Origin of the sequence: Duganella sp. LjRoot269, assembly GCF_964254095.1 — a bacterium.
In the GTDB taxonomy this organism is placed as follows: Bacteria; Pseudomonadota; Gammaproteobacteria; order Burkholderiales; family Burkholderiaceae_D; genus Rugamonas; species Rugamonas hordei.
Genome location: NZ_CAXUSL020000001.1, coordinates 1237233 through 1261517, shown reverse-complemented (window position 1 = coordinate 1261517; position 24285 = coordinate 1237233). Strand labels below are relative to the sequence as shown.

Below are 24285 nucleotides of genomic sequence, written 5' to 3'. Positions count from 1 at the left end.
GCCACGCGTCCGCCGCCTTGATCCATTACATAATTGCTCCAATTTGGCACAGGTGTCACAGCCGGATGTTCAACGCATGCTGACGGTCTGGCGTTTCCAGGCCGGGTCCTGCCAGCGATAGAACAGACTCAGTGATGATGGTTTATCCGCAGACTTGAGCGTGGCCAGCGTGTTGACCTCCACCAGCTCGAAGCTGCGTTTGAACTTGCCGTCAACACGGGCTTCGCGCGCCGCCAGCATGTTCTGCGTACCTGGCACCCAACCGGCGAATTCGGCGTAACCCAGATCGGGGTCGGCGGCGGCGGGCGGCAGCACATCGACCAGCCAGCCCGCGCTGGTCTGGTGGAACAGCCACATCTCACGCCAGCCATCCATCGGCTGTACCGCCAACGCCAGCGCCGTACCCTGCGCATTGGCGCGTGCCGATGCCGCCCACACAACGCCATAGCTGCAGCGGCGCGCCAGCGGATGCTGCTGATCGTGCTTGCCGTCCACCAGAGCGACGCAGGTTTCTCCTGGCTGGCCAGCAGAGGTGATCACGCGCAGGCCGGTCGGAGCCGAGGCAGACACCAGCGCCGGGGCGGTTTCCGCCGCCCAGCGTATGCTGCCGACCCGCGCGCCGGCGTCGGCATAGGCGCCGGCATCGTCTTCCGTCAGCTCGGCTGGTTCAACCAGCCCCAGTTCGTCCAGCGCACGCTGCGCTGGCTGCGCCGACGGTTCGCCCTTGCGCGCCCGCGCAAACGCCACTGACGACCACACAGCGGCGCGTCTCATATGCAGGCGGTTTTTCACGTGCGCCGGCAACTCCTTCAAGTCCACGCGATCCAGCACGTCGGCACGCCAGTCGTCGAGCGCCGCCCGCGCACCGGGTCCCAACGCCGGATCGACGCATTCCTGGCGAGTCAATCCCAGCGCCGCCGTTGCGCGTTGCCGCGGTTCCGATTGCATCGCCAGCACGCGGCGGAATGCCTCGCCGTCGTAGCACAGCTGCATGCGTCCTTCGCGCTCGAAGCTGCGGATGCCGATGCCGTCGTTGGCCACAACTTCCAGGTGTGCGGCGATCGTGACGTCGCCTTGCTTGCCCTGTTTGGACGAGGCGCGCCGCGCCAGCCGGTCGGCCATACTGCCCAGCGCATCGAACGGTTCGGCAGTGATGGCCGCCGCCGGCGCGGCCTTCAAGTACGCCGCCGCGTAACCGATACCCAGGGATTCCGCGCCCGGCGTGTCGCGCAGAAAGCGCACCACCGACAGCAGTTCCGGCGCATCGGCCGGCGCCAGCGACACCTTGCGCACTTGCGAGGCACGGATGTAACCAGCCCGTTCGCGGCGATGGTCGTAGACCTGCAGGAAGTCCTGCTTCTCGCCGCGAATCTCCAGGCTGTCCCCCTGCCACAGGACGGCCTGCTGTTGCGCCGTGTCCTTGGGCGAGGCGCGCAGCGCGGCCTGATCCTGCGTAACGATAGCCAGTACAACGGCAGCTGCAATGATCGTCATGATTATTGAACCTCCTTCTTGCCCAGCAACGCCGAACCGATAAAGCTGCCATCCGTTGGCGACGGAGCGATGATGACCGATACCTTGTCCGACAATTTGTCAGCCATGGTTTTCTGGATCAGCAACGGATTGCGGGTAATCAGCTCACCTTCGCGCGCCATCTGCTCGGCCGCCACCTTGCCGATGGTCTCCTGGCGATACGCCTCCGCATCGGCCAGCTTGCGGCGCGAGTTGGCCTCGCCGGTCGCCTCGATCACGCGTGCCTCGGCATTGCCCTCGGATGTCTTGATGCGCGCGGTCTTCTCGGCCTCCGCCTCCAGCTTGCGCTGCTCGATCTGCTTCTGCTTGAACGGCAGAACATGCGCCATCGCCTGCTCCTGCGCCCTCGCCGCGATGATCTGCTCATTGCCCGCCGCTTCGGCCGCCTTCTCGCGGCGGATCTTGTCGGCGTCCGCCTCCAGCGCCGTCTGTTTCACCTGCTTCTCCTTCAGCTCCAGCGTATAGCGCATCTTCTCGGTTTCCAGTTCTTCCGCCAGCAGTTTCTCCATTCCCGCCTGGTACTCCTCCGGCAGCGTGATCTTGCCGATGGTGATGCCGCGCAGCGTGATGCCGTCGGCCGCCAGCTTGGGTTTGAGCTCCGCCTCGATCGCCTGCTGGATCTCCGCCCGTTTGGACGAAAAAATCTCGCGCACCGTGTAGCGGGTGAACACCTTGTAGATCACACCCTGCACCGCAGGTTCGACGATGGCGCCGTTGATATCGGGCGGCAGCGACTGCGCCATGCCGGCCACGCGGCCGGGATCAAGCGCATAACGCACCGACAAGTCCACACCCAGCGCCAAACCCTCGACCGACTGGAACGGCGCCTTGTCGCTGCGGTTCGGGCGGTAGACCTGGTCCAGCAGCGACACCTGGCGCAGCGCATGCACGCCGGGGAACATGAAGACCGCGCCATCGCGCACGGTGGTGGTGGAACCCGTCAGCTGGTTGATACGGATGCCCACATTGCCGGGTTCCAGCCTGGCCAGCGGCGGATGTGTCGCCAGCCCGTAGGCGACGCCGCCGGCCGCGCACACGGCCAGCAACAGCGCGCCGCTACGGCGGAATCCGTTGGCCGCGGCGCCGGCGATTCCGCCGGCGCCACTCAAGGTATTCCGTACCGCCTGCACCAACCGTTTGATCCGCTCTGCCATCGTATTCACCTTTTCATCGTCGTTGAGTTCAGGGCCTATCCCTGAGACGCATGGTGCGCCGGATGATGCGGAAGTATCAACGCCGCCGCCGTCCAGGTATCCTCCGCCGCTGTGAAGAAATCCTCACAGCGGATTTGTGACTTTTCCGATAAAACCATGGATACTCACTCCATACACAGCAAGCGGAGCACAGCATGGCCAAAGTCGCCGTCATCGAGGACGATCTGCCTACCAGTAATCAACTAAGGGCCTGGATCGAGTCTGCACGTCCGGGCATCGTCGTCGACCAATGGTTCAGCCGCGACGACGCGGAAGCGGCCATCGCCCGCGAGCGCTACGACCTGGTGGTACTCGATATCGAACTCGGTCGCGAACGCCATGCGGGCGTGGCCATCATCAACGCCATCAACAAGCGCCATACCACCCCGGTGCTGGTGGTGTCGGCGATGCCGGCCACTATTTACCGCAGCATCATGAAGGCGCTGGATGCCTGGGACTACCTGCAGAAAGCCACCTTCGAGGAGGCCGATTTCGTCGAAACCTTCCTCGAGATCCTGCGCAGCAGCAAACAGGCGGAGGCTCCGGCAGCCAGCGCCGATGAACTGAGCATGGACCCGCTGCGCCAGCGCACGCCCACCTGGCGCGGCCACCGCATCAACCTGCCGCTGACCGCGCAACGCATTCTGGCGGCGCTGTTCGCGCGGCGCGGCCAGGTGGTGTCTTACGACGAACTGTTCGATGTGGTGAAAAGCGGGCGTAATCGCGACAACATCCGCAAGCACGTCAGTACCATCCGCGACGCCTTCCGCGAGATCGATCCTGACTTCGCCTGCATCGAGAACATCCCCATGCGCGGCTTCCGCTGGGCCGACGCGGAAAGCCGCTGACCATGAACTGGCGCCGGCTCAGCCTCGTCCCGTATCGCCTGCGGCTGCTGCTGCGCGCCGCATTCGTGTTCCTGATGGCGGCCACAGTGGGCCTGGCGCTGTCCGTTGTACAGCAGGAGAAGCAGCTCAGTTACAAGAACTATCAAAGCAGCTTCCAGAAGACCCGCGTGCAGGTGGCTGCGACGCTGCGCCACCCGACCGGCCAGCTGGCGCTGCTCAATCCCCAGCCTGTGGGCAAAGGCGGCACCCTCCATCCACTGCTACTGCCCTTCGCCGCGCTCGACTTCGACGATCTGCAAAAAGTGCAGCAGGCGGTGGCGATGTCCGGCTGCCTTGCGCAGTACGGCAACAACAGCTCGCTCTGCGTCGGCATCGGCAACAATCCCTGGGCCGGCGGCTTTATCTATGTTGCCGGCACTTTCGACGGCGCCAGGCTGGTGCCGCATGTGCGCGGCGACCAGGTGGTGGACCAGGCGCACCGCGTCAGAGTCAAGGTCGCCCTGCGCGGCCAGAGCTACGAATGGATCGCTCCGTTCGAGGAAAGCGCCGAACCACAAACGCCGGCACATCGGTTCGGCGGCATGCGCGGACGCCTGACCGGCTTTGCTGCGGCCGACGTGGCGCGGGCCAAGGCACCGGCGGTCAAGGACTTCCGCGGCTGGATCTGGCAGAACCCGCGCTGCACCGACCAAGCCGCCGCCGATGACGACGCAGCCTGTACACGCAGCGCCTTCTTCTCACTGCGCCTTCCCGTAGGCGTGCTGCAGGACGCGCTGTTCGAAAAACGCCGCCCCGTCTGGCCGCCGGAAGATCTGGGCCGCATCGACGTGAGCATCGCAGTGCTGCCTCCTGGAGACGGCGCGCCGCTGCTGGACAGCGGCTCCGGACCTGGCACGCCGGCTTTTTCGCTGGCGGACCTGAAGCCGATGCTGCTGCCGGGTGAGAGCCTGCAGATTCGCCGCCTCACCGACGATGGCGCGCCCGGGACAACGCTGCCGCTGCTGGTCGGCGCCGTCGATCCCGAGGACCAGTCCTGGCATTTCGTAACGACGCTGATCCGCCACCTGCCGGTGGACGCCTACGATGTCCCGCTTGAGGCAAAGGAGGTGATCGCCACGCCGGCCGGCAGCTATGAAGTGCTGCTCAAGGGCGACGTCCGCAGCGTCAGCAAGAGCCTGAGCGTGGTGGCCAGCCGGCTGGTGTGGTTTGTCGGCGCGATGCTGGCGGCGCTGATGCTGGCTTGGCTGGTGATCGAGATCGGCATCATCCGCCGCATCAAGGTGCTGATCAAACGGGCGGACGATGTGGGCGAGCGGGTGAAGGCGGCGCGCGGTTTTTCCGAAACCGATCTGGCCGACCTGCGCGGCGAGGATGAGCTGGGCGTGCTGGCCACCGGCCTGCACGATCTGCTGCGCCGCGTTCGCGAAGACGTCGAACGCGAGAACATCCGCGCGGAGCAGGAGCGCGACATGTGGCACGCGGTCGGCCACGAGATCATGTCGCCGCTGCAGTCGTTGATGGTCCTGCACGGCAGCCCGGACGATCAGAGCCACCGCTACATCAACCGCATGCAGCAGGCGATCCGCGTGCTGTACGGGCGCGCTTCGCCCAGCGAAGCGTTCCAGTCATCGGAACTGCAGGTGACCGAGATCGACCTGACTGCCTTCCTGCAAAACGTCGCCGCCAATGCTTCGTGCGTGGGGATAGACAACGTGGTCTTCCTGGGCGAGGCCGAGCCGTTGACCGCGCGCGCGGATGAATATTCACTGGAGGATGTGGTGACCCATGTATTGCGGAACGCCGAGCGCTATCGCCTGGCAGGCAGCGCGATCACGATCACGCTGGAGGGCAGCGCCACCGGCGCGACGATCACGATCCGCAACCTGGGTCCGCAAATCGCGCAGGACATGATCGGCAAGATCTTCGAATACGGCGTGTCGGATCAGGCGGAATCGGGCGCCGACGGCAATCGCGGCCAGGGCTTGTTTGTCGCGCGGACCTATATGGCCAAGATGGGTGGTACCATCGTCGCACAGAACCTGGCCGACGGTGTCAGCTTCATCCTCAGCCTGCAACGCGGCGCCTAACGATAGCCTCAACGCCATGCCATCATCCTCGACCGAACAATTTGACACCGTCGTCGTCGGCAGCGGGCCGGGCGGAGCGAGTGTCGCGCTTGAACTGGCGCGTCGCGGCCTGCGTGTACTGATACTTGAACAAGGCAGTGCCGCCCCGCTCCGGGGAACGTTGTCGCAGATGGCCGGCATTGCAGCGGTGCCGGGAAAAGGCGCGTTTCTACATCGCGACGCCTCGCTGCTGGTCAGCGGCATCGCGGCGGGTGGCACCTCAACCATTAACTTCGCCACGGCGGCACCGCCACCTCTTGAGACGTTCGCGGCCCACGGCATCGATCTGGCTCCGGCGCTGGCATCGTTACGCGCGGAGCTGCCGATGGGCCCCTTGCCGGACACCCTGATCGGCCCCATGGCGCAACGCATCCAGCAGGGTGCGCTGGCGCAGCAGCTGGGCTGGCGCAAACTCGATAAATTGATACGGCCGCAGTCCTGCCGCACCGGGTGCTGGCGGTGCGTCTATGGCTGCCCGTTCGGCGCCAAGTGGACGGCGCGCGATTTTCTCGACGAGGCAATACAGCTCGGCGCGACGCTGATCGATCAAGCCACAGTAGACAGCGTCATTGTGGAGAACCGCCGTGCGGTCGGCGTGCGTTATCGCCGCGATGGCGCATTACATCAGGCACTGGGAAAAAACATCGTACTGGCCGCCGGCGGCATCGGCAGTCCACGCCTGCTGCACCGCTCCGGTTTGCACGCCGCAATCAGCCCCTTCTTCAGCGATCCCGTGATCGCCGTGATGGGGCAAGTGGACGACATCGACGGCGGCGCCGAGGTGCCAATGGCGGCCGGCCTATATCTGCAGGAGGAAGGCATCGCGCTGGCCGATATGACGCTGCCGAAGCCGATGTACCAGGCCTTTGCCACCCAGGTCGGACGTGTGGATCGCTTGATGGCGCATGCGAAAACGCTGACCGTCATGGTCAAGATTCGCGACGACATCGGCGGCGGCGTCGGCCCGCACTGGGTCGATAAAACGCTGACGGCAGCCGACAGGCGCAAACTGGCGACCGGCGTGGATATGGCGCGCGGCATCTTGCGCGCGGCCGGTGCGAAGAAGATATTCAAGAGCTGGCACTTCGCCGCCCACCCAGGCGGCAGCGTGCGGATCGGCGAAGGCGTGGATCATACGCTGCGGACCAGCACCGCGAACCTCTACGTCTGCGACGCATCGGTGATCCCGCAACCGTGGGGACTGCCGCCAACATTGACGTTGCTGTGCCTGGGCAGACGGCTGGGACAATATCTCTGAACGAGAAATAGCCCACGGCCACACCAGTTGAGGAATCAGAAAAATTGCCTTAAAAATAATTGTGCGCTAGTATGCAAGCGGCGTGGCATTGACAATTAATCAAGTGCCGTGCTCTTCGATCCCTTTTTATCAGGAACACTATGCGACATATTCTCACCACCCTGGCCTTGCTGGCCGCAGCCCCGTCGTTCGCCGCTCCCGGCTTTGAGCCGGGCGTGTACGTGGACGTGAACGGCGGCCGTGCGTCGGTCTCGTCGAAATACGCCGACAGCAACAACGACATCTCGCTGGGCGCCGCGACCGGCTACCAGTTCACGCCCAACCTGGGATTCGAAGTCTATACCCGCAGCCTGAGCGTCAATCCCTTCCGCGGCTTCCTGGCGGAACCCGGGTATTACCCGGACTCGCACTATGGCATCGCGCTGATGGGCACTATGCCGCTCGACGACCATTTCAGCTTCACCGGCCGCGCCGGTGTGGGCCGCACCACGATGAAGCCGACCCGCACGACCATGGAAGACCGCACGGACACCGATCCCATTGTCGGTTTCGGCGTGCGCTACGCATTCAACCGCCACTGGTCAATCAATCTCGAAGGCAGCTACCTGACCAAGAGCGAGGTATCATTGCTGACCTTTGGTGGCCGCTACCAGTTCTGACACCACCGCCCTCCAGCGGCGCATCGACAATTATCGCTGGCGGCGATACCGGATTTTTCACGCCCATTCGTCTTAACCAGTATCGCCAATCATTTACCCAGACAATGTCCGCTGATCTCGACGACTGGTTTGTGCGCGAAGTGCTGCCGCTGGAGGCAGCACTGACGCGCTTCCTGCGCCGCCATCGCCAGGCGGGGGACGATGTCGCCGACCTGCTGCAGGAAGTCTACGTCCGGCTCTACGAATCGGCCGCGCGGCGCCGGCCGGACCTGGTGCAGCCTTTCGTCTTCGCCACAGCGCGTCATTTGCTGATCGACCTGGCGCGGCGCGCGCAGATCGTTTCCATCGAAGCCTATGCGGATCTGGAGACGCTGGACCTGTCGAGCGACGATCTGACGCCCGAACGCCACGCCAGCGGCCATCAGGAACTGCGGCTGCTGCAGGCGGCGCTGGACCAGCTGCCGCTGCGCTGCGGTGAAGTGGTCCGGCTCAGGAAGATAGACGGCATGTCGCAGCGCGAAGTGGCGCAGCACATGGGCATCGCTGAAGATACCGTGGAAAAGCAGATTGCAAAAGGCATGCGCGCGCTGGCCGATGCGCTGCTGCTGAAGGGAGTAGTTGTCAATATGTCGAAACTGGCTACAAAAATACTTGGCAAGAACGGACCGCAAGGCGGCTCCACATGATGGGCGCCGCCGACATCGAGGCCCAGGCCGCGGACTGGCTGGCGCGTCGCGATGGCGAGCACTGGTCGGCGCAGCAGCAGCAGGCGCTGGACGCGTGGATCAATGAAGCCACCGCGCACCGCATCGCCTACTTGCGGCTGGAGAGCGTATGGCGCCGCGCCGACCGCCTGGGCAGCCTGCGCGCACCGGACCAGGCCGCCGTGCCTGCGCCGCTGTTCCGCGCGGTGCGCCCGCGCGCGTGGCGCCTCGCGGCCGGCGTGGCGCTGCTGGCCGGCGCCGCATGGCTCATGACCGCTTCCGGCTTGCTGGACCGGCCGGCCCGCTACGACACCGCGCTGGGCCAAAGCACATCCCTGGCGCTGGCGGACGGCACCCGCATCACGCTTAACACCAATACGCGGCTGCGCGCGCAACTGGCGACGGCGCGCCGCACCGTCTGGCTCGACAAGGGCGAGGCCTATTTTGAAGTGGCGCACGACGCCAGCCGCCCCTTCGTGGTGGAAGCGGGCACGCGCCGCATCACTGTGCTGGGTACCAAATTCTCTGTGCGTCGCGACGTCGGCGGTCAGGTGCAGGTCGTCGTGGCGGATGGCCGCGTGCAGGTCAGCCCGGCCGAAGGCGCCGCCGCACCGGCCGTCATCACCCGCAACGATAGCCTGGTTGCCGCCGGCGATGCGGTCGCCGTCAGCCACAACACGGAGCAGCAGATCGCCAGCCGGCTAGGCTGGCGCCAGGGCCGGCTGGTCCTGGACCAGATGACGCTTGCCCAGGCAACACAGGAATTCAACCGTTATAACCACAGGCAGCTGATCGTCAGCGATCCTTCCGTGGCGCAGATCCGCATCGGCGGCAGCTTCAACGTCGACAACATCGACGGTTTCGCGCGACTGCTACAGCAAGGCATGGGACTGAAGATCGATACCGACGGCGATAACATCAAAATACATCGCTGAGGCATGCCGGATTGACGAGCGCCGTTCGTCTCAGTAAGTGAGCAGCATTCAATCACTTCCAAGGGGAACAAAAATGGTTCGTCATAAACTGGCAAGCGCTGTAAGCGTGCTGGCGTTCTGCCTGGCGGCGCAGGCGCAAACGCGCGACATTCATATCGCCGCCGGCGATCTGAAGACGGCGCTCGACGCATGGAGCGCGCAGTCCGGCGTACAGGTACTGTACAGCGTCAACGATATCCAGGGCATCTCGACCAAGGGTGCGGCCGGCACATTGTCGCCGGACGAAGCGCTTGCCATCCTGCTGGCCAACAGCGGCCTGCAGGTCCGGCACGATGGCGCCAGCGCCGTCGTTATTTTTCGCGGCGCGTCCGCAGTCTCCTCCGAGCAGCCCGCCGACGCCCTGGCCACCGTCACTGTCACCGCGCAAAAGCGCAGCCAGACCGCCCAGAGCGTCCCCATCTCCATGACCACGCTGTCGGCCCGGATGCTGGATGCGAACCGCGTGCAAAGCCTGCAGGACGTCGCGCGCCTGACGCCAGGGCTGCTGGTGTCGGCCTTCAGCCAGAACAGCCCAACCATCGCCATCCGCGGCATCAACAACACGTTTTCGCAGATTGGCGTCAGCAAGCCGGTGGCGGTGGTCGTGGACGATGTTTTCATTCCGCGCAACAGCGCGGCCAGTTTCGAGCTGTTCGATCTGGACAGCATCACTGTGCTGAAAGGCCCTCAAGGCACGCTGTTCGGCCGCAACGTCACCGGCGGCGCCATCGTCATCGCCACCCGGCCGCCGCCGCTGGACGACCGCGTGATCGAAACGCAGCTCACGTTTGGCAAGCTAGGCGAGCGCCAGTTCAATGGCCTGGTCAGCACGCCGCTGAGCGATACCGCCGCCATCAAATTCTCCACTGCGCTACGCGATCGCGATGGCTATGGAAGCGATCGTCTCACGGGGCGGCAGCAGGACGACATCCACAGCCGCAACTACCGCACTCAACTGCTGCTGAAACCGGACAGCCGTATCGAGGCCTCCTTCAGCGCCGACTACAGCGAGGACTGGAACGGCGGCCGCACGCTGTCCTCGGACGCACAGGGCAGTGACGGCAATGTGCGCACTTCGGAGCTGGGTGTGCCACAAGGCTTTGGCCGCACGATCTCCGGCACGTCGGCCAAGATCAACTGGAAGCTCGATGCCGGCGACATCACCGCCATCAGCGCCTATCGCAAATCGCGCTCCAGCGAAGACTATTCCGGTGTCGGCGCCAATTTCATTTTCCTCGGCAGCGGCAGCCAGAGCGTGGTGCGCGACGCCGACGACATCGCCACCTTCTCGCAGGAGGTCCGCTACGCCAGTCCGAAGTGGAGCTTCGGCGACTTCGTCACCGGCATCTACTACATGAATGAAGACGGAACCCGTCAATTAAACACACGCGGCCTGGCAGCCAAGACCGGCACATTGGCCGGCTCCACATTGGCGGACCAGAAAGTCGATACCACCAGCTATGCGGCCTTCGCCGACGGCGTGGTGCATTTGCCTGCGACGGTGGACCTGACCGCAGGCCTGCGATACACGCGTGACGCCAAGACCGCCAGTCTTACCCGCACTGACTTCCTGCGCCCCACCGCCACTTTCAGCACCGGCGACGTCGACGCCAGTTGGAGCGAATTGACGCCGCGCGTGGTGTTGAGCTGGCAGCCGCGAGCGAACCTGATGACCTATGCCAGCGCCACGCGCGGCTTTACCGCCGGCGGCTTTAACGGCGACGCGGCGACGGCGCCCATCTTCAGAACCCCTTTCAGTCCCGAGAAAGTCACCAGCTATGAAGGCGGTGTGAAATCGCAATGGCTGAACAACCGCCTGCGCGTGAACCTGTCCGTCTACAAGATGGAATACAAGGACAAGCAGGAATTGGTCAACAACTCGCTGACCGGCATCCTCACCATCGTCAATGCCGCAAAGGCCAGCGTCAAAGGGGGCGAGCTGGAGCTGGCCTACAAGCCGGTGAGCTGGCTGGATCTGTCGAGCGGCTACAGCCGGCTCAATGGCGTGTACGACAGCTTTGTCGTCGGCACCGTCAACAACACCGGCAATCCGCTCTCTTCGGCTCCGCGCAAGCAGTTCTCGGCGGCCGCCAGCATCAATGTGCCGCTCGATGCGATGGGCTATCTGACCGGCGCTGCCAACTACGCCTGGCGCGACACCTACAACACTGGCGCAGCCAACGATCCCAACCTGCAAATACCCGGCTATGGCCTGGCCAACATAAGCGTGGGATTTGAATCGCCGGACCGCAGCTGGAAGGTGACCGCGTGGGTCAAGAACGTCAACGACACCCGCTACATCCTGACCCGCTCGACGCAAGTGGTGCGCGCCGAATACGACGGCGAACCGCGCACCTTCGGCTTGACGCTCGGTGCGAAATTCTGAGATGGGGTCACGATGAGCCAACAAATCGACAGACGCCATTTCATGCTGGGCATGCTGGCCGCGCCGCTGGCGCTGACGGCGGCCGCGGCGCCAGAGGGCATCGCGGTGCCGCAGGCCGCCATGCGCCTGCCGCCTTGGGCGCCGGGCTGTCTCGACATCCATCACATCGCCACCGGACGAGGCAATGCGACCTTTGTACTGATGCCGGACGGTACCAGCTTGCTGATCGATGCCGGCTCCACCAACGACACACTGGACGTGTCCGCGGCGCCGAAGCCGAATGCTGACCGTCGTCCAGGCGAATGGATAGGCCGCTATGTGCGGCGCCATCTGCGTGCGGCTGACCGTGACGCGCTGGACTATCTACTGGTCACGCATATGCATCCGGACCATCTGGGCGATGTGGACGATGCGTCTCCGCCTTCAACGCAAGGACCGTATCAACTATCCGGCGTGACCGACGTCGCGGAGATGCTGCCGATCGGCGTGCTGGTGGATCGCGGCTTCCCATCCTATGATTTTCCGTCGGCGCCCAGTGGCCGATACGCGTCCAACTATCTGGCCTTCGTGCGGTCGCGAATGCAGCATGGCCAAGCGGTGGAACGGATACGCGCCGGCAGCGACAAGCAGCTGGTATTGCGCGGACATCACGCCCCGGGATCGCCGACGCCCTTCAGCATTCGCAATATCGCCGCCAATGGCGAGGTGTGGGACGGCCATGGCGATCGAACAAGGTCGATGTTCCCGCCACTGGAGAAGCTGGCGGGATCGGACTATCCAAATGAAAACGTCTGCTCGATCGCGCTGCGGCTTAGCTTGGGAAAGTTTTCATATTTCACCGCCGGCGACCTGACCAGCTATACCTACGACGGCGATATGCCGTGGCGCGATGTACTGACAGCAGCCGCGCGCGCAGCCGGTCCGGCCAGCGTGGCCACCGCAGATCATCACGGAATGTTCGATGGATTGAGCGGCGACGTGGTGCGCGCATTGCGGCCGCAGGCATGGGTGATACCGAGCTGGCATATCGCGCATCCCGACATGCTGCAATTGGAACGCATGTTCAGCGAACGCTTGTACCCGGGGCCGCGAGAAGTGTATGCGACGTCATTGATGCGCGAGAACTATCTGGCGAACAAACGCCTGGCCAGCAAGATGCGCAGCAGCGATGGTCATGTGGTGATACGCGTGGCCCCCGATGGCGCGGCGTTTTCGATCTTCGTCACCGACAACAGCGATGAAAATGATACGATCAAGCTGATCAGCAAACACATCGCATAGACGAAAAAAAGCCCCAACCAGATCTTCTGGAAGGGGCTTTTTAGTATAACTAGCCTGACGATAACCTACTTTCACACTGGTTGCAGCACTATCATCGGCGCAGAGTTGTTTCACGGTCCTGTTCGGGATGGGAAGGGGTGGGACCAACTTGCTATGGTCATCAGGCATTGACTTGTACGAGCCGCGTTCTTGTGAACGTTGCCCAGAATCTGGAATCGGTAAGTAATTAGGTAATGAAGTTGTATCAACGAACGTTCCAACGTACTTCTCATTCACCATAACCTGCCAAGGTTATAGGGACAAGCCGTACGGGCAATTAGTATCAGTTAGCTTAATGCATTACTGCACTTCCACACCTGACCTATCAACGTCCTGGTCTCGAACGACCCTTCAAAGAGCTCAAGGCTCTGGGAAATCTCATCTTAAGGCAAGTTTCCCGCTTAGATGCTTTCAGCGGTTATCTCTTCCAGACTTAGCTACCCGGCAATGCCACTGGCGTGACAACCGGTACACCAGAGGTCTGTCCACTCCGGTCCTCTCGTACTAGGAGCAGCCCCCTTCAAATTTCCAACGCCCACGGCAGATAGGGACCAAACTGTCTCACGACGTTTTAAACCCAGCTCACGTACCACTTTAAATGGCGAACAGCCATACCCTTGGGACCGGCTACAGCCCCAGGATGTGATGAGCCGACATCGAGGTGCCAAACTCCCCCGTCGATATGAACTCTTGGGAGGAATCAGCCTGTTATCCCCAGAGTACCTTTTATCCGTTGAGCGATGGCCCTTCCATACAGAACCACCGGATCACTATGTCCTACTTTCGTACCTGCTCGACTTGTCAGTCTCGCAGTTAAGCACGCTTATGCCATTGCACTATTAGCACGATGTCCGACCGTACCTAGCGTACCTTCGAACTCCTCCGTTACACTTTAGGAGGAGACCGCCCCAGTCAAACTGCCTACCATGCACTGTCCCCGATCCGGATAACGGACCAAGGTTAGAACCTCAAACAAACCAGGGTGGTATTTCAAGGTTGGCTCCACGGGAACTGGCGTCCCCGCTTCAAAGCCTCCCACCTATCCTACACAGATTGGTTCAAAGTCCAATGCAAAGCTACAGTAAAGGTTCATGGGGTCTTTCCGTCTAGCCGCGGGTAGATTGCATCATCACAAACACTTCAACTTCGCTGAGTCTCGGGAGGAGACAGTGTGGCCATCGTTACGCCATTCGTGCAGGTCGGAACTTACCCGACAAGGAATTTCGCTACCTTAGGACCGTTATAGTTACGGCCGCCGTTTACTGGGACTTCAATCAAGAGCTTGCACCCCATCATTTAATCTTCCAGCACCGGGCAGGCGTCACACCCTATACGTCCACTTTCGTGTTTGCAGAGTGCTGTGTTTTTATTAAACAGTCGCAGCCACCAGTTTATTGCAACCCGTTCACCCTTCTGGCGCAAGCCAGTCAAGCTACAAGGGCGTACCTTTTCCCGAAGTTACGGTACCAATTTGCCGAGTTCCTTCTCCCGAGTTCTCTCAAGCGCCTTAGAATACTCATCTCGCCCACCTGTGTCGGTTTGCGGTACGGTCTCGTATGACTGAAGCTTAGAGGCTTTTCTTGGAACCACTTCCGATTGCTTCAGTGCCTAAGCACCTCGTCCCAGTCCCTTGAATCCTGCGCCCGGATTTGCCTAAGCGCCTTCTATGAACCAGAAACTGCCTATTCCAACAGGCAGACAACCTTCCGCGATCCGTCCCCCCATCGCATCATACGACGGTGCAGGAATATTAACCTGCTTCCCATCAGCTACGCATCTCTGCCTCGCCTTAGGGGCCGACTCACCCTGCTCCGATGAACGTTGAACAGGAAACCTTGGGCTTACGGCGTGGGGGCTTTTCACCCCCATTATCGCTACTCATGTCAGCATTCGCACTTCTGATACCTCCAGCATCCTTTACAAGACACCTTCGCAGGCTTACAGAACGCTCTCCTACCATATCCATTACTGGATATCCGCAGCTTCGGTGACTGGCTTAGCCCCGTTACATCTTCCGCGCAGGACGACTCGATCAGTGAGCTATTACGCTTTCTTTAAATGATGGCTGCTTCTAAGCCAACATCCTGACTGTTTTAGCCTTCCCACTTCGTTTTCCACTTAGCCAATCTTTGGGACCTTAGCTGGCGGTCTGGGTTGTTTCCCTCTTGACGCCGGACGTTAGCACCCGACGTCTGTCTCCCAAGCTCGCACTCATCGGTATTCGGAGTTTGCAATGGTTTGGTAAGTCGCGATGACCCCCTAGCCATAACAGTGCTCTACCCCCGATGGTGATACTTGAGGCACTACCTAAATAGTTTTCGGAGAGAACCAGCTATTTCCAAGTTTGTTTAGCCTTTCACCCCTACCCACAGCTCATCCCCTAATTTTTCAACATTAGTGGGTTCGGACCTCCAGTGCGTGTTACCGCACCTTCATCCTGGCCATGAGTAGATCACTTGGTTTCGGGTCTACACCCAGCGACTATCGCCCTGTTCGGACTCGATTTCTCTACGGCTTCCCTATATGGTTAACCTTGCCACTGAATGTAAGTCGCTGACCCATTATACAAAAGGTACGCAGTCACGGAACAAGTCCGCTCCTACTGTTTGTATGCACACGGTTTCAGGATCTATTTCACTCCCCTCCCGGGGTTCTTTTCGCCTTTCCCTCACGGTACTGGTTCACTATCGGTCGATTACGAGTATTTAGCCTTGGAGGATGGTCCCCCCATATTCAGACAGGATTTCTCGTGTCCCGCCCTACTTGTCGCACGCTTAGTTCCACACATCGCATTTCGAATACGGGGCTATCACCCGCTATGGCTCCTATTTCCAGAGGATTCTTCTATGCGTCATGCTAAAACGTGCAGGCTCTTCCCATTTCGCTCGCCACTACTTTGGGAATCTCGGTTGATTTATTTTCCTGCAGCTACTTAGATGTTTCAGTTCGCCGCGTTCGCCTTGCATACCTATGTATTCAGTATGCAATACCCATAAAGGGTGGGTTTCCCCATTCGGAAATCTGCGGATCAAAGCTTGTTTGCTAGCTCCCCGCAGCTTATCGCAAGCTACTACGTCCTTCATCGCCTGTAATCGCCAAGGCATCCACCATGTGCACTTATTCACTTGTCCCTATAACGTTAGCCCCTTGCGACTAAACAAAGGAGCGGTTATAGAAATAAGAAGTACTACGTTGTTGCGTTTGTTGATACATACAATCATTACCCATCGTATCCGCCTGTCGGCGAACACGATCAATAAAAATTTACTTACTTCTTCCAGATTGTTAAAGAACGTACAGCACTTGATCTCTAAAAGATCAAATCTAAAGGCTTACCCTTACATTTGAACTCTTGGTGGAGGATGACGGGATCGAACCGACGACCCCCTGCTTGCAAAGCAGGTGCTCTCCCAGCTGAGCTAATCCCCCTGAGATTTACTACAAGGCAGAAACTGGTAGGGCTGGTTGGACTCGAACCAACGACCCCCGCGTTATCAACACGGTGCTCTAACCAGCTGAGCTACAGCCCCAAATGCTGTTCTTTAATATTGACAGTCGATAAGTGTGAACGCTTGATGAGTAGTCATTGCTGACCAGTGCTACTCTAGAAAGGAGGTGATCCAGCCGCACCTTCCGATACGGCTACCTTGTTACGACTTCACCCCAGTCACGAATCCTACCGTGGTAAGCGCCCTCCTTACGGTTAAGCTACCTACTTCTGGTAAAACCCGCTCCCATGGTGTGACGGGCGGTGTGTACAAGACCCGGGAACGTATTCACCGCGACATGCTGATCCGCGATTACTAGCGATTCCAACTTCATGCAGTCGAGTTGCAGACTACAATCCGGACTACGATACACTTTCTGGGATTAGCTCCCCCTCGCGGGTTGGCGGCCCTCTGTATGTACCATTGTATGACGTGTGAAGCCCTACCCATAAGGGCCATGAGGACTTGACGTCATCCCCACCTTCCTCCGGTTTGTCACCGGCAGTCTCATTAGAGTGCCCTTTCGTAGCAACTAATGACAAGGGTTGCGCTCGTTGCGGGACTTAACCCAACATCTCACGACACGAGCTGACGACAGCCATGCAGCACCTGTGTACTGGTTCTCTTTCGAGCACTCCTCAATCTCTCAAGGATTCCAGCCATGTCAAGGGTAGGTAAGGTTTTTCGCGTTGCATCGAATTAATCCACATCATCCACCGCTTGTGCGGGTCCCCGTCAATTCCTTTGAGTTTTAATCTTGCGACCGTACTCCCCAGGCGGTCTACTTCACGCGTTAGCTGCGTTACCAAGTCAATTAAGACCCGACAACTAGTAGACATCGTTTAGGGCGTGGACTACCAGGGTATCTAATCCTGTTTGCTCCCCACGCTTTCGTGCATGAGCGTCAGTTTTGACCCAGGGGGCTGCCTTCGCCATCGGTGTTCCTCCACATATCTACGCATTTCACTGCTACACGTGGAATTCTACCCCCCTCTGCCAAACTCTAGCCTTGCAGTCTCCATCGCCATTCCCAGGTTGAGCCCGGGGATTTCACGACAGACTTACAAAACCGCCTGCGCACGCTTTACGCCCAGTAATTCCGATTAACGCTTGCACCCTACGTATTACCGCGGCTGCTGGCACGTAGTTAGCCGGTGCTTATTCTTCAGGTACCGTCATTAGCCACCTGTATTAGAGGTAGCCGTTTCTTCCCTGACAAAAGAGCTTTACAACCCGAAGGCCTTCTTCACTCACGCGGCATTGCTGGATCAGGCTTGCGCCCATTGTCCAAAATTCCCCACTGCTGCCTCCCGTAGGAGTCTGGACCGTGTCTCAGTTCCAGTGTGGCTGGTCGTCCTCTCAGACCAGCTACTGATCGATGCCTTGGTGGGCCTTTACCCCACCAACTAGCTAATCAGATATCGGCCGCTCCAGGAGCATGAGGTCTTGCGATCCCCCACTTTCATCCTTAGATCGTATGCGGTATTAGCGTAACTTTCGCTACGTTATCCCCCACTCCAGGGTACGTTCCGATATATTACTCACCCGTTCGCCACTCGCCGCCAGGTTGCCCCGCGCTGCCGTTCGACTTGCATGTGTAAGGCATGCCGCCAGCGTTCAATCTGAGCCAGGATCAAACTCTTCAGTTTAATCTCTGTTACTTTGACACTTTCGTGTCACCAGCATTTCTGCTGGGTCGCTCACTCAAAATACTGACAGGCCACTATTTTCATAGCGCCTATTTCATTACTTCTTGTGAACATTTGATATTTTTTAAGTTTCACGAAACCCGAAGGTCTCGTGTGCACTTCCATCAAACGTCCACACTTATCGACTGTTAATTTTTAAAGAACTTTGTTTGGTACTGCTTGCTGAAGAAGCGTTGTGTTCATCAGCGAAGAGGCAAGATTATGAAGCGTTTCGAATGTTTCGTCAAGCACTACATTTTCTTCTCTTTTCCCGCAACACTCAGCATTTGCATGCACCGTTTCGCGGGGAGGCGAACTATAGCAAGAGCCGCCGCCGCTGGCAAGGGTAAAATAGCGATTCTACCGATTTATAAGTCGCCCCATGTTCATTCCAACCATCCCTACTATCAATAACGAGGCGCTGGCGGCCCTGCTGGACAAGGCCATCAACAATAAAACCAAACCGCTGGGCAGCCTGGGCGTACTGGAGTCGCTGGCCAAACAAATCGGGCTTATACAGAACACACGCGAACTCGCGATCACGCGGCCAGCCATTCTGGTATTCGCCGCCGATCACGGCGTGGTGGCGGAAGGCATATCCGCCTATCCGCAAGACGTGACCTGGCAAATGGTGGAGAACTTCCTAGCGCGCGGCGCCGCCATCAACGTCTTCGCGACGCAGAACAACTGCGAACTGCACGTCATCGACGCCGGCGTCAATCATGACTTCGGCCCGCGCGACGGCCTGACCGACCGCAAGCTCGCCCCCGGCACCAGGAACTTCGCCCACCAGCCGGCGATGAGCCGCGACACCTGCGACGCCGCACTGGCCGCCGGCATGGCATTGGTCGCGGAACTCGATGGCAATGTCGTCGGCTTCGGCGAAATGGGCATTGGTAACACCACCGCCGCCGCCGCGCTGATGCACAAGCTGACCGGCGTCCCGGTAGCGCAATGCGTGGGCGCCGGCACAGGCCTGTCCGCCGACGGCGTACTGCGCAAGCAGCACGTCATTGAGGCGGCAGTCGCCAGACACGCCGCAGCGGTGGAACCGCTGGATGTCCTGTCCACCTTCGGCGGACTGGAAATCGCGATGATGGCCGGCGCCATGCTGAAGGCTGCGGAAATGCGCAAGGTGCTGCTGATCGACGGCTTCATCGTCACCAGTGCGCTGCTGGTCGCCGCGCGCCTGCAGCCAGCGATCCTGGACTACTGTGTGTTCTCGCACTGTTCGGACGAAAGCGGACATCAACAGATGCTGGCCGCGTTGGGCGCCAAGCCGCTGTTGAACCTGGGCCTGCGCCTGGGCGAAGGCACCGGCTGTGCGCTGGCGCTGCCGCTGCTGCATGCATCGGTCAACTTCGTGAACCAGATGGCCACGTTCGAGTCGGCCCACGTCAGCGAAAAGTCCGAGTAAGCACCGTGCATCAACTACGCCTGTTCTTCACCGCGCTACAGTTCTTTACCCGCCTGCCGATTCCCGGCTGGGTGGGCTTCGATCCGGCGTGGTTGAACCAGGCATCGCGCTACTTTCCCGCTGTCGGCGCGGTCGTCGCCGCCATCACTGCCGGCGTGTACGCGCTGGCGGCCTTGGTCTTTCCCTCGCCGGTCGCGGTGCTGCTGTCCACCGCCGCAGGCATCTATGCCACCGGCGCCTTTCACGAGGACGGCTTCGCCGATACGTGCGACGGCTTCGGCGGCGGCATGACGCCGGAGCGTGTGCTGGAGATCATGAGAGACTCGCGCATCGGTGCCTATGGTGCCATCGGCGCCATCTGCCTGCTCGGCCTGAAGTGCGTCACGCTGGCCAGCCTGCCGCCTCTGACCGCCATCGCCGCGTTATTTGTCGCCCATCCTCTGTCCCGGCTGATGGCCACGTCGCTGATCTGGCGCCTGGACTACGCGCGCGCCGAAGGCAAGGCGAAGCCGTTGGCGCAAAAGATGAACAACGGCGAATTCACCATCGCCGCCACTACTGCCGTCATCCCCGCGCTGGCGATGATCGCCCTGGGTTGGCTGACCTGGCATGCGCTAGCCGTCGGCATCATCGCCGCCACCATCGCCACCATCTGGCTGGCCCGCAAATTTATCCGCCGCATCGCCGGCTACACCGGCGACTCTCTCGGCGCCGTGCAGCAGGTCACCGAGGTGACGTTCTACCTGTGCGCGCTGGCCAGCATGCACCACGGCGCACTGCCTTGGTAACGCGATGCGGCTGATACTGGTCCGCCACCCTCAGCCGCTGGTTGCCGCTGGCATCTGTTATGGCCGCACCGATCTCGCCGTGGCCGACGACCAGATGGCGCAAACCCTGGAGGCACTGTCGGCCGCCCTGCCGCGCGGCCTGACGCTGTATTCCAGTTCCTTGCGGCGCTGCGCCAGCCTTGCCGCGCAACTGGCGCCGCAACTGCACTCCCCTGCGGCGATTATCGATGCGCGCATCGTGGAGATCGACTTCGGCAGCTGGGAAATGCAACCATGGGACAACATCCCCCGTGCCGATATCGATGCATGGGCCAGGGATCTGGTTCACTACCGCCCAGGCGGCGGTGAAAGCGTGCTGCAGATGGCCGAGCGCATCGCCACCTTCCATGCGGACCTCCAGCGCCGGCAGCGCGACGCCATCATCATCTGCCACGCCGGTGCGATGCGCCTGCTGGCAGCCTGCCACGCCGGCCTGTCGCCGGCGGAAATGGCGCTGCAGGCCGCCCAACGCCCGCATCAAATCGGCTACGGCGCCACGCTCGTCCTCGATCGCTAAACCGTCGCCCCATGACCGGTGCAGCACAAACCCGTATAATGGCCGGGTTTTGGTGCTCGCGCGTCCGTCCGGATGCGCAGTTAAACGGGAAACACGAAGCCGATAGTCCAGTCGATAACGGCCCACGTGTGCTGCCCCCGCAACGGTAAGCAAGTGTCGCAAGTCACGCGCGACAAACCTCCTCTGACAACCACTGTGCTCCGCATGGGAAGGTGAGGCGGTCTAACTTGCCAGCCCGGATACCGGCCAAATCAGGTGGAAGTGAGCGAACGGGATGTGCGCAAACGGATCGGGCCGGCCTTCGTGGCACGGCTCCGTGCGGCGCATTGCCCAGTTTTCCGCTTCTGTTCAATCTGGCCTACGGGGACGTCGGCCGGTTGCTCTTAACAGAAATTACATCATGACCCTTCGTATCTCCCGTCCTGCCGCCCTGACGTCGCTGGCGTTCGCCCTGGCGACCGCCTATGCCCACGCCGAACCCGTGGCTGGCACCGTGCTGGTCACCGCCACACGCAGCCCGCAGGCACTGGCCGACGTCATCAGCGACAGCGTGACCATCGGCGCCGGGCAAATCGCCCAATCCGGCGCAGGTTCCATTCTCGACCTGCTGCAGCGCCAGCGCGGCATCGAAGTCGCCCGTAACGGTGGCTCCGGCACCAACTCCACCGTGTTCATTCGCGGCGCCAACAGCAACCAGAACATCGTACTGGTCGACGGCGTGCGTATCGGCTCGTCCACCACGGGCGCCGCCAACTGGAGCGCCGTTCCGCTGACCGCCATCGACCACATCGAAATCGTTTATGGTCCACTGAGTTCCCTGTATGGCGCCGACGCCATCGGCGGCGTGATCCAGATCTTCACCAAGAAGGGCAAGGGCGCGCCGGCGCTGACGGCCTTCGCCGGCTACGGCACCGACAACACCCGCGAGGGCGACGCTACCATCTCCGGCGCGACCGGCGGCGACCATAGCGTCGGCTACGCCGTCAGCGTCGGCAAGGAAAAGTCGGACGGTTTCTCGGCCACCCGCCCGGGCAGCAGCTCGTACAACGCCGACAAGGATGGCTACGACCGCGAAAACGCCTCTGGCCAATTCAGCATGCGCCTGGCCGAAGGCCACCAAGCCGGCGTGCTCTTCATGCACAGCAAACTCGATTCGCAATACGACAACGGTTCCTCGGCCTACGATGTCCGCTCGAACGCAAAGCTCGAGAATGCTGCCGTCTACAGCAAGAACCAGATACTGCCAGCCTGGCAAAGCCTGTTGCAGTATTCGCAGACCAAGGACGAAGGCGCCACCTACAGCAGCGCCGCAGCCTCGGGCTATTCGCAGATCAACACCAAGCAGACCGACTTCTCGTGGCAGAACGACGTGCAGATCGGCGCCGACGTGCTGCAACTGCTGTACGACCACCGCAAGGAAGAGGTACAGAGCAACGGTTCCGCGCTGCTGAACCGCGACCGCGTCACCAACTCCTACGCCGTCTCGTACAACGCGCGCCGCAGCGCCAATCTGCTGAACGCCGGCATCCGCCGCGACAACTCGGTCTACGGTTCGAAAAACACCGGCTCGCTGGGCTACGGTTACGCCTTCACCCAGCAGCTGCGTGCTACCGCCAGCTACGGCACCAGCTTCCGCGCACCGACCTACAACGAGTTGTACTACCCGCAGTTCGGCAATCCGAATAACAAGCCGGAACAGGGCAAGAACGCGGAAGTCGGCCTGCACTACGATAGCGGCATGACCGCACTTGGCGCCAGCTACTATCACAACCGCCTGACCGACCTGCTGGTCAACACCAACCCATGCCCGTTCGGCTCCAAGGATTACCCGTTCGGCTGCGCCTACAACGTCAACCACGCGCTGCTGGAAGGCCTGACGCTGTCCGCCAGCCAGAAGCTGGGCAGTTTCAACTTCAGCGCCAACGCCGACTTGCAGGATCCGAAGGACGAGACCACCAACAAGCGCCTGCAGCGCCGCGCCAAAAAGCATGGCAACCTGGCGGCCGAGTACAGCACAGGCACCGTCAACGCCGGCGTGGAGGTCGAGCTGTCCGGCGATCGTTACGACGATGCGGCCAACAAGAACCGCCTGGGCGGCTATGGCCTGGTCAACCTGTACGCAAGCTATCGCTTCAACAGCGACTGGTCAGCGCTGGTCCGCTGGAATAACGTAGGCGACAAACGCTACGACCTGGCGCGCAACTACGCCACGCCTATGGGCAAGGTATTTGCCGGCATCCGCTACGGTTACAAGTAAGCGTATTGGTGTAATCTGCCGGACGTGGATCCCTTCCCCGTCCGGCAGCTTTTTTCGAAAGCAGTGCATGCATTCTTTCTCCCGTAATCTGAGACAGCGCGCCACCATCACCCTGACCGGGCTGGTGCTGTTCGCCTTCGCCAGTCTGATCTTCTCCGGCATGACCGGTTCGGTCTCGATTCCGCTTTCCGATATTCCCGCAGCAGTCGGTGAACTGCTGCATGGCCAGGCCCAAACGCTGGCCGCCACCCTGCTCGATCTACGCCTGAGCCGGGCAATAACCGCTTTCGTCACCGGCGCCGCCCTGTCGCTGGCCGGCGTGATGATGCAGGCGCTGTTGCGCAATCCGTTAGCCGATCCCTATGTGCTAGGCATTTCGGCCGGTGCCTCCGTCGGCGCGCTGGCCGCGCTGCTGTTCGGCTGCGCCATCTGGATGGTCGACGCCTCGGCCTTCGGCGGCGCGGTCGCCATCTCGATGATGCTGTACCTGCTGGCCCGGCGCGACCTGCGCGGCGGCGCGGCGGCCGAAGGCGGCACCGCCCTGTTGCTGCTGACCGGCGTGATCCTGTCTTCCGCCTGCATGGCGATGGTGACGCTGATGTTGTCGATCGCGCCGGAAAGCCGCCTGCGCAGCATGGTGTTCTGGATGATCGGCGACCTGGCCGGCGCACCGATGCGCGCGCTGCCCTGGATCGTGCTGGCCGGCGGCCTGGTATTCGCATTGCGCAGCGCCCGCTCGATGAACGTGATGGCACTGCATGCGGAAGCCGCCGCCACGCTGGGCATCCGCGTCGGCGCCTTGCGCAAGGGGCTGTTCTTCGTTTCCGGCCTGCTGACCGCCAGCGCGGTCACCAGCGCCGGCAGCGTAGGTTTCGTCGGCCTGATCGTGCCGCATGCCTGCCGTTTCGCCGTCGGCCCCGACCATCGCGCACTGATTCCGGCTGCGGCACTGGCCGGCGGCACCTTCCTGCTGCTGGCGGACACACTGGCACGCACCATCATCGCGCCGCAGCAGCTGCCGGTGGGAGTGCTCACGGCGCTGATCGGGGCGCCGGTTTTCCTGTATCAATTGCACCGGCTGCGTAAATAA

The 24285-nt window shown here is 61.2% G+C and carries 15 protein-coding genes, 2 tRNA genes, 3 rRNA genes and 1 riboswitch; of the genes, 13 read left to right on the top strand and 7 right to left on the bottom strand.

From position 1 onward, the window contains the following. Window positions 1-69: 69 nt before the first annotated feature. On the bottom strand, window positions 70-1494 hold the full coding sequence (locus tag ACSQ3S_RS05440) for a hypothetical protein (RefSeq protein WP_436141789.1): 1425 nt from the start codon (window positions 1492-1494) through the stop codon (window positions 70-72). Window positions 1495-1496: 2 nt separating this feature from the next. Beyond that, a complete protein-coding gene (locus ACSQ3S_RS05435) occupies window positions 1497-2687 on the bottom strand; it encodes an SPFH domain-containing protein (protein WP_436141788.1) in 1191 nt (396 codons plus the stop codon). A 194-nt stretch (window positions 2688-2881) separates the two neighbouring features. Between ACSQ3S_RS05435 and ACSQ3S_RS05430 the strand changes: the two genes are divergently transcribed. The 8 genes from ACSQ3S_RS05430 (at window position 2882) to ACSQ3S_RS05395 (ending at window position 12962) form a co-directional block, all read left to right on the top strand. Continuing rightward, window positions 2882-3574: a response regulator transcription factor gene (locus tag ACSQ3S_RS05430; protein ID WP_436141787.1), complete on the top strand. Its 693-nt coding sequence runs from the start codon at window positions 2882-2884 to the stop codon at window positions 3572-3574. A gap of 2 nt (window positions 3575-3576) precedes the next feature. After that, complete coding sequence (locus ACSQ3S_RS05425; RefSeq protein WP_436141786.1) at window positions 3577-5661, top strand: sensor histidine kinase; 2085 nt, start codon at window positions 3577-3579, stop codon at window positions 5659-5661. A 16-nt stretch (window positions 5662-5677) separates the two neighbouring features. Continuing rightward, entirely contained in the window at window positions 5678-6958 is a 1281-nt protein-coding gene (locus ACSQ3S_RS05420; RefSeq protein ID WP_436141785.1) for a GMC family oxidoreductase N-terminal domain-containing protein, read from the top strand. A 140-nt stretch (window positions 6959-7098) separates the two neighbouring features. Next, the gene (locus ACSQ3S_RS05415; protein WP_436141784.1) at window positions 7099-7617 is read left to right on the top strand and encodes an outer membrane beta-barrel protein; all 519 of its coding nucleotides are present in this window, start codon (window positions 7099-7101) and stop codon (window positions 7615-7617) included. A 104-nt stretch (window positions 7618-7721) separates the two neighbouring features. Next, window positions 7722-8303: an RNA polymerase sigma factor gene (locus ACSQ3S_RS05410; RefSeq protein ID WP_436141783.1), complete on the top strand. Its 582-nt coding sequence runs from the start codon at window positions 7722-7724 to the stop codon at window positions 8301-8303. Next, complete coding sequence (locus ACSQ3S_RS05405) at window positions 8300-9256, top strand: FecR family protein (RefSeq protein ID WP_353405539.1); 957 nt, start codon at window positions 8300-8302, stop codon at window positions 9254-9256. The genes ACSQ3S_RS05410 and ACSQ3S_RS05405 overlap by 4 nt, the downstream gene beginning before the upstream one ends. Window positions 9257-9329: 73 nt before the next feature. After that, complete coding sequence (locus ACSQ3S_RS05400; RefSeq protein WP_436141782.1) at window positions 9330-11681, top strand: TonB-dependent receptor domain-containing protein; 2352 nt, start codon at window positions 9330-9332, stop codon at window positions 11679-11681. Window positions 11682-11723: 42 nt separating this feature from the next. Then, window positions 11724-12962 (top strand): MBL fold metallo-hydrolase, encoded by a 1239-nt coding sequence (locus ACSQ3S_RS05395; RefSeq protein WP_436141781.1) that lies wholly within the window; start codon window positions 11724-11726, stop codon window positions 12960-12962. Window positions 12963-13014: 52 nt separating this feature from the next. Here the strand turns inward: ACSQ3S_RS05395 and rrf are convergent. From rrf to ACSQ3S_RS05370, 5 genes are all read right to left on the bottom strand, one after another. Next, window positions 13015-13127: ribosomal RNA gene (gene rrf / locus ACSQ3S_RS05390) — 5S ribosomal RNA — on the bottom strand. Between the two features lie 130 nt (window positions 13128-13257). Then, a 23S ribosomal RNA gene (locus tag ACSQ3S_RS05385) occupies window positions 13258-16132 on the bottom strand. Between the two features lie 222 nt (window positions 16133-16354). Next, window positions 16355-16430 (bottom strand) — tRNA-Ala (locus ACSQ3S_RS05380). 24 nt (window positions 16431-16454) lie between these two features. Beyond that, window positions 16455-16531: transfer RNA gene (locus ACSQ3S_RS05375), tRNA-Ile, on the bottom strand. Window positions 16532-16609: 78 nt separating this feature from the next. Next, window positions 16610-18138, bottom strand: a 16S ribosomal RNA gene (locus ACSQ3S_RS05370). The 16S, 23S and 5S rRNA genes sit together here with 2 tRNA genes alongside, the layout of an rRNA operon. A gap of 421 nt (window positions 18139-18559) precedes the next feature. Here ACSQ3S_RS05370 and cobT point away from each other — a divergent pair. From cobT to ACSQ3S_RS05345, 5 genes are all read left to right on the top strand, one after another. Beyond that, the gene (cobT, locus tag ACSQ3S_RS05365) at window positions 18560-19594 is read left to right on the top strand and encodes a nicotinate-nucleotide--dimethylbenzimidazole phosphoribosyltransferase (RefSeq protein WP_176656035.1); all 1035 of its coding nucleotides are present in this window, start codon (window positions 18560-18562) and stop codon (window positions 19592-19594) included. A 5-nt stretch (window positions 19595-19599) separates the two neighbouring features. After that, the gene (locus ACSQ3S_RS05360) at window positions 19600-20382 is read left to right on the top strand and encodes an adenosylcobinamide-GDP ribazoletransferase (protein ID WP_436141780.1); all 783 of its coding nucleotides are present in this window, start codon (window positions 19600-19602) and stop codon (window positions 20380-20382) included. Between the two features lie 4 nt (window positions 20383-20386). Next, the gene (locus tag ACSQ3S_RS05355) at window positions 20387-20938 is read left to right on the top strand and encodes a histidine phosphatase family protein (protein ID WP_353405561.1); all 552 of its coding nucleotides are present in this window, start codon (window positions 20387-20389) and stop codon (window positions 20936-20938) included. Between the two features lie 33 nt (window positions 20939-20971). Further along, window positions 20972-21203: riboswitch (cobalamin riboswitch) on the top strand. Window positions 21204-21338: 135 nt separating this feature from the next. Beyond that, the gene (locus ACSQ3S_RS05350) at window positions 21339-23195 is read left to right on the top strand and encodes a TonB-dependent receptor domain-containing protein (RefSeq protein ID WP_436141779.1); all 1857 of its coding nucleotides are present in this window, start codon (window positions 21339-21341) and stop codon (window positions 23193-23195) included. Between the two features lie 67 nt (window positions 23196-23262). Next, window positions 23263-24285, top strand: coding sequence for a FecCD family ABC transporter permease (locus tag ACSQ3S_RS05345; protein ID WP_436141778.1), 1023 nt, complete (start codon window positions 23263-23265; stop codon window positions 24283-24285).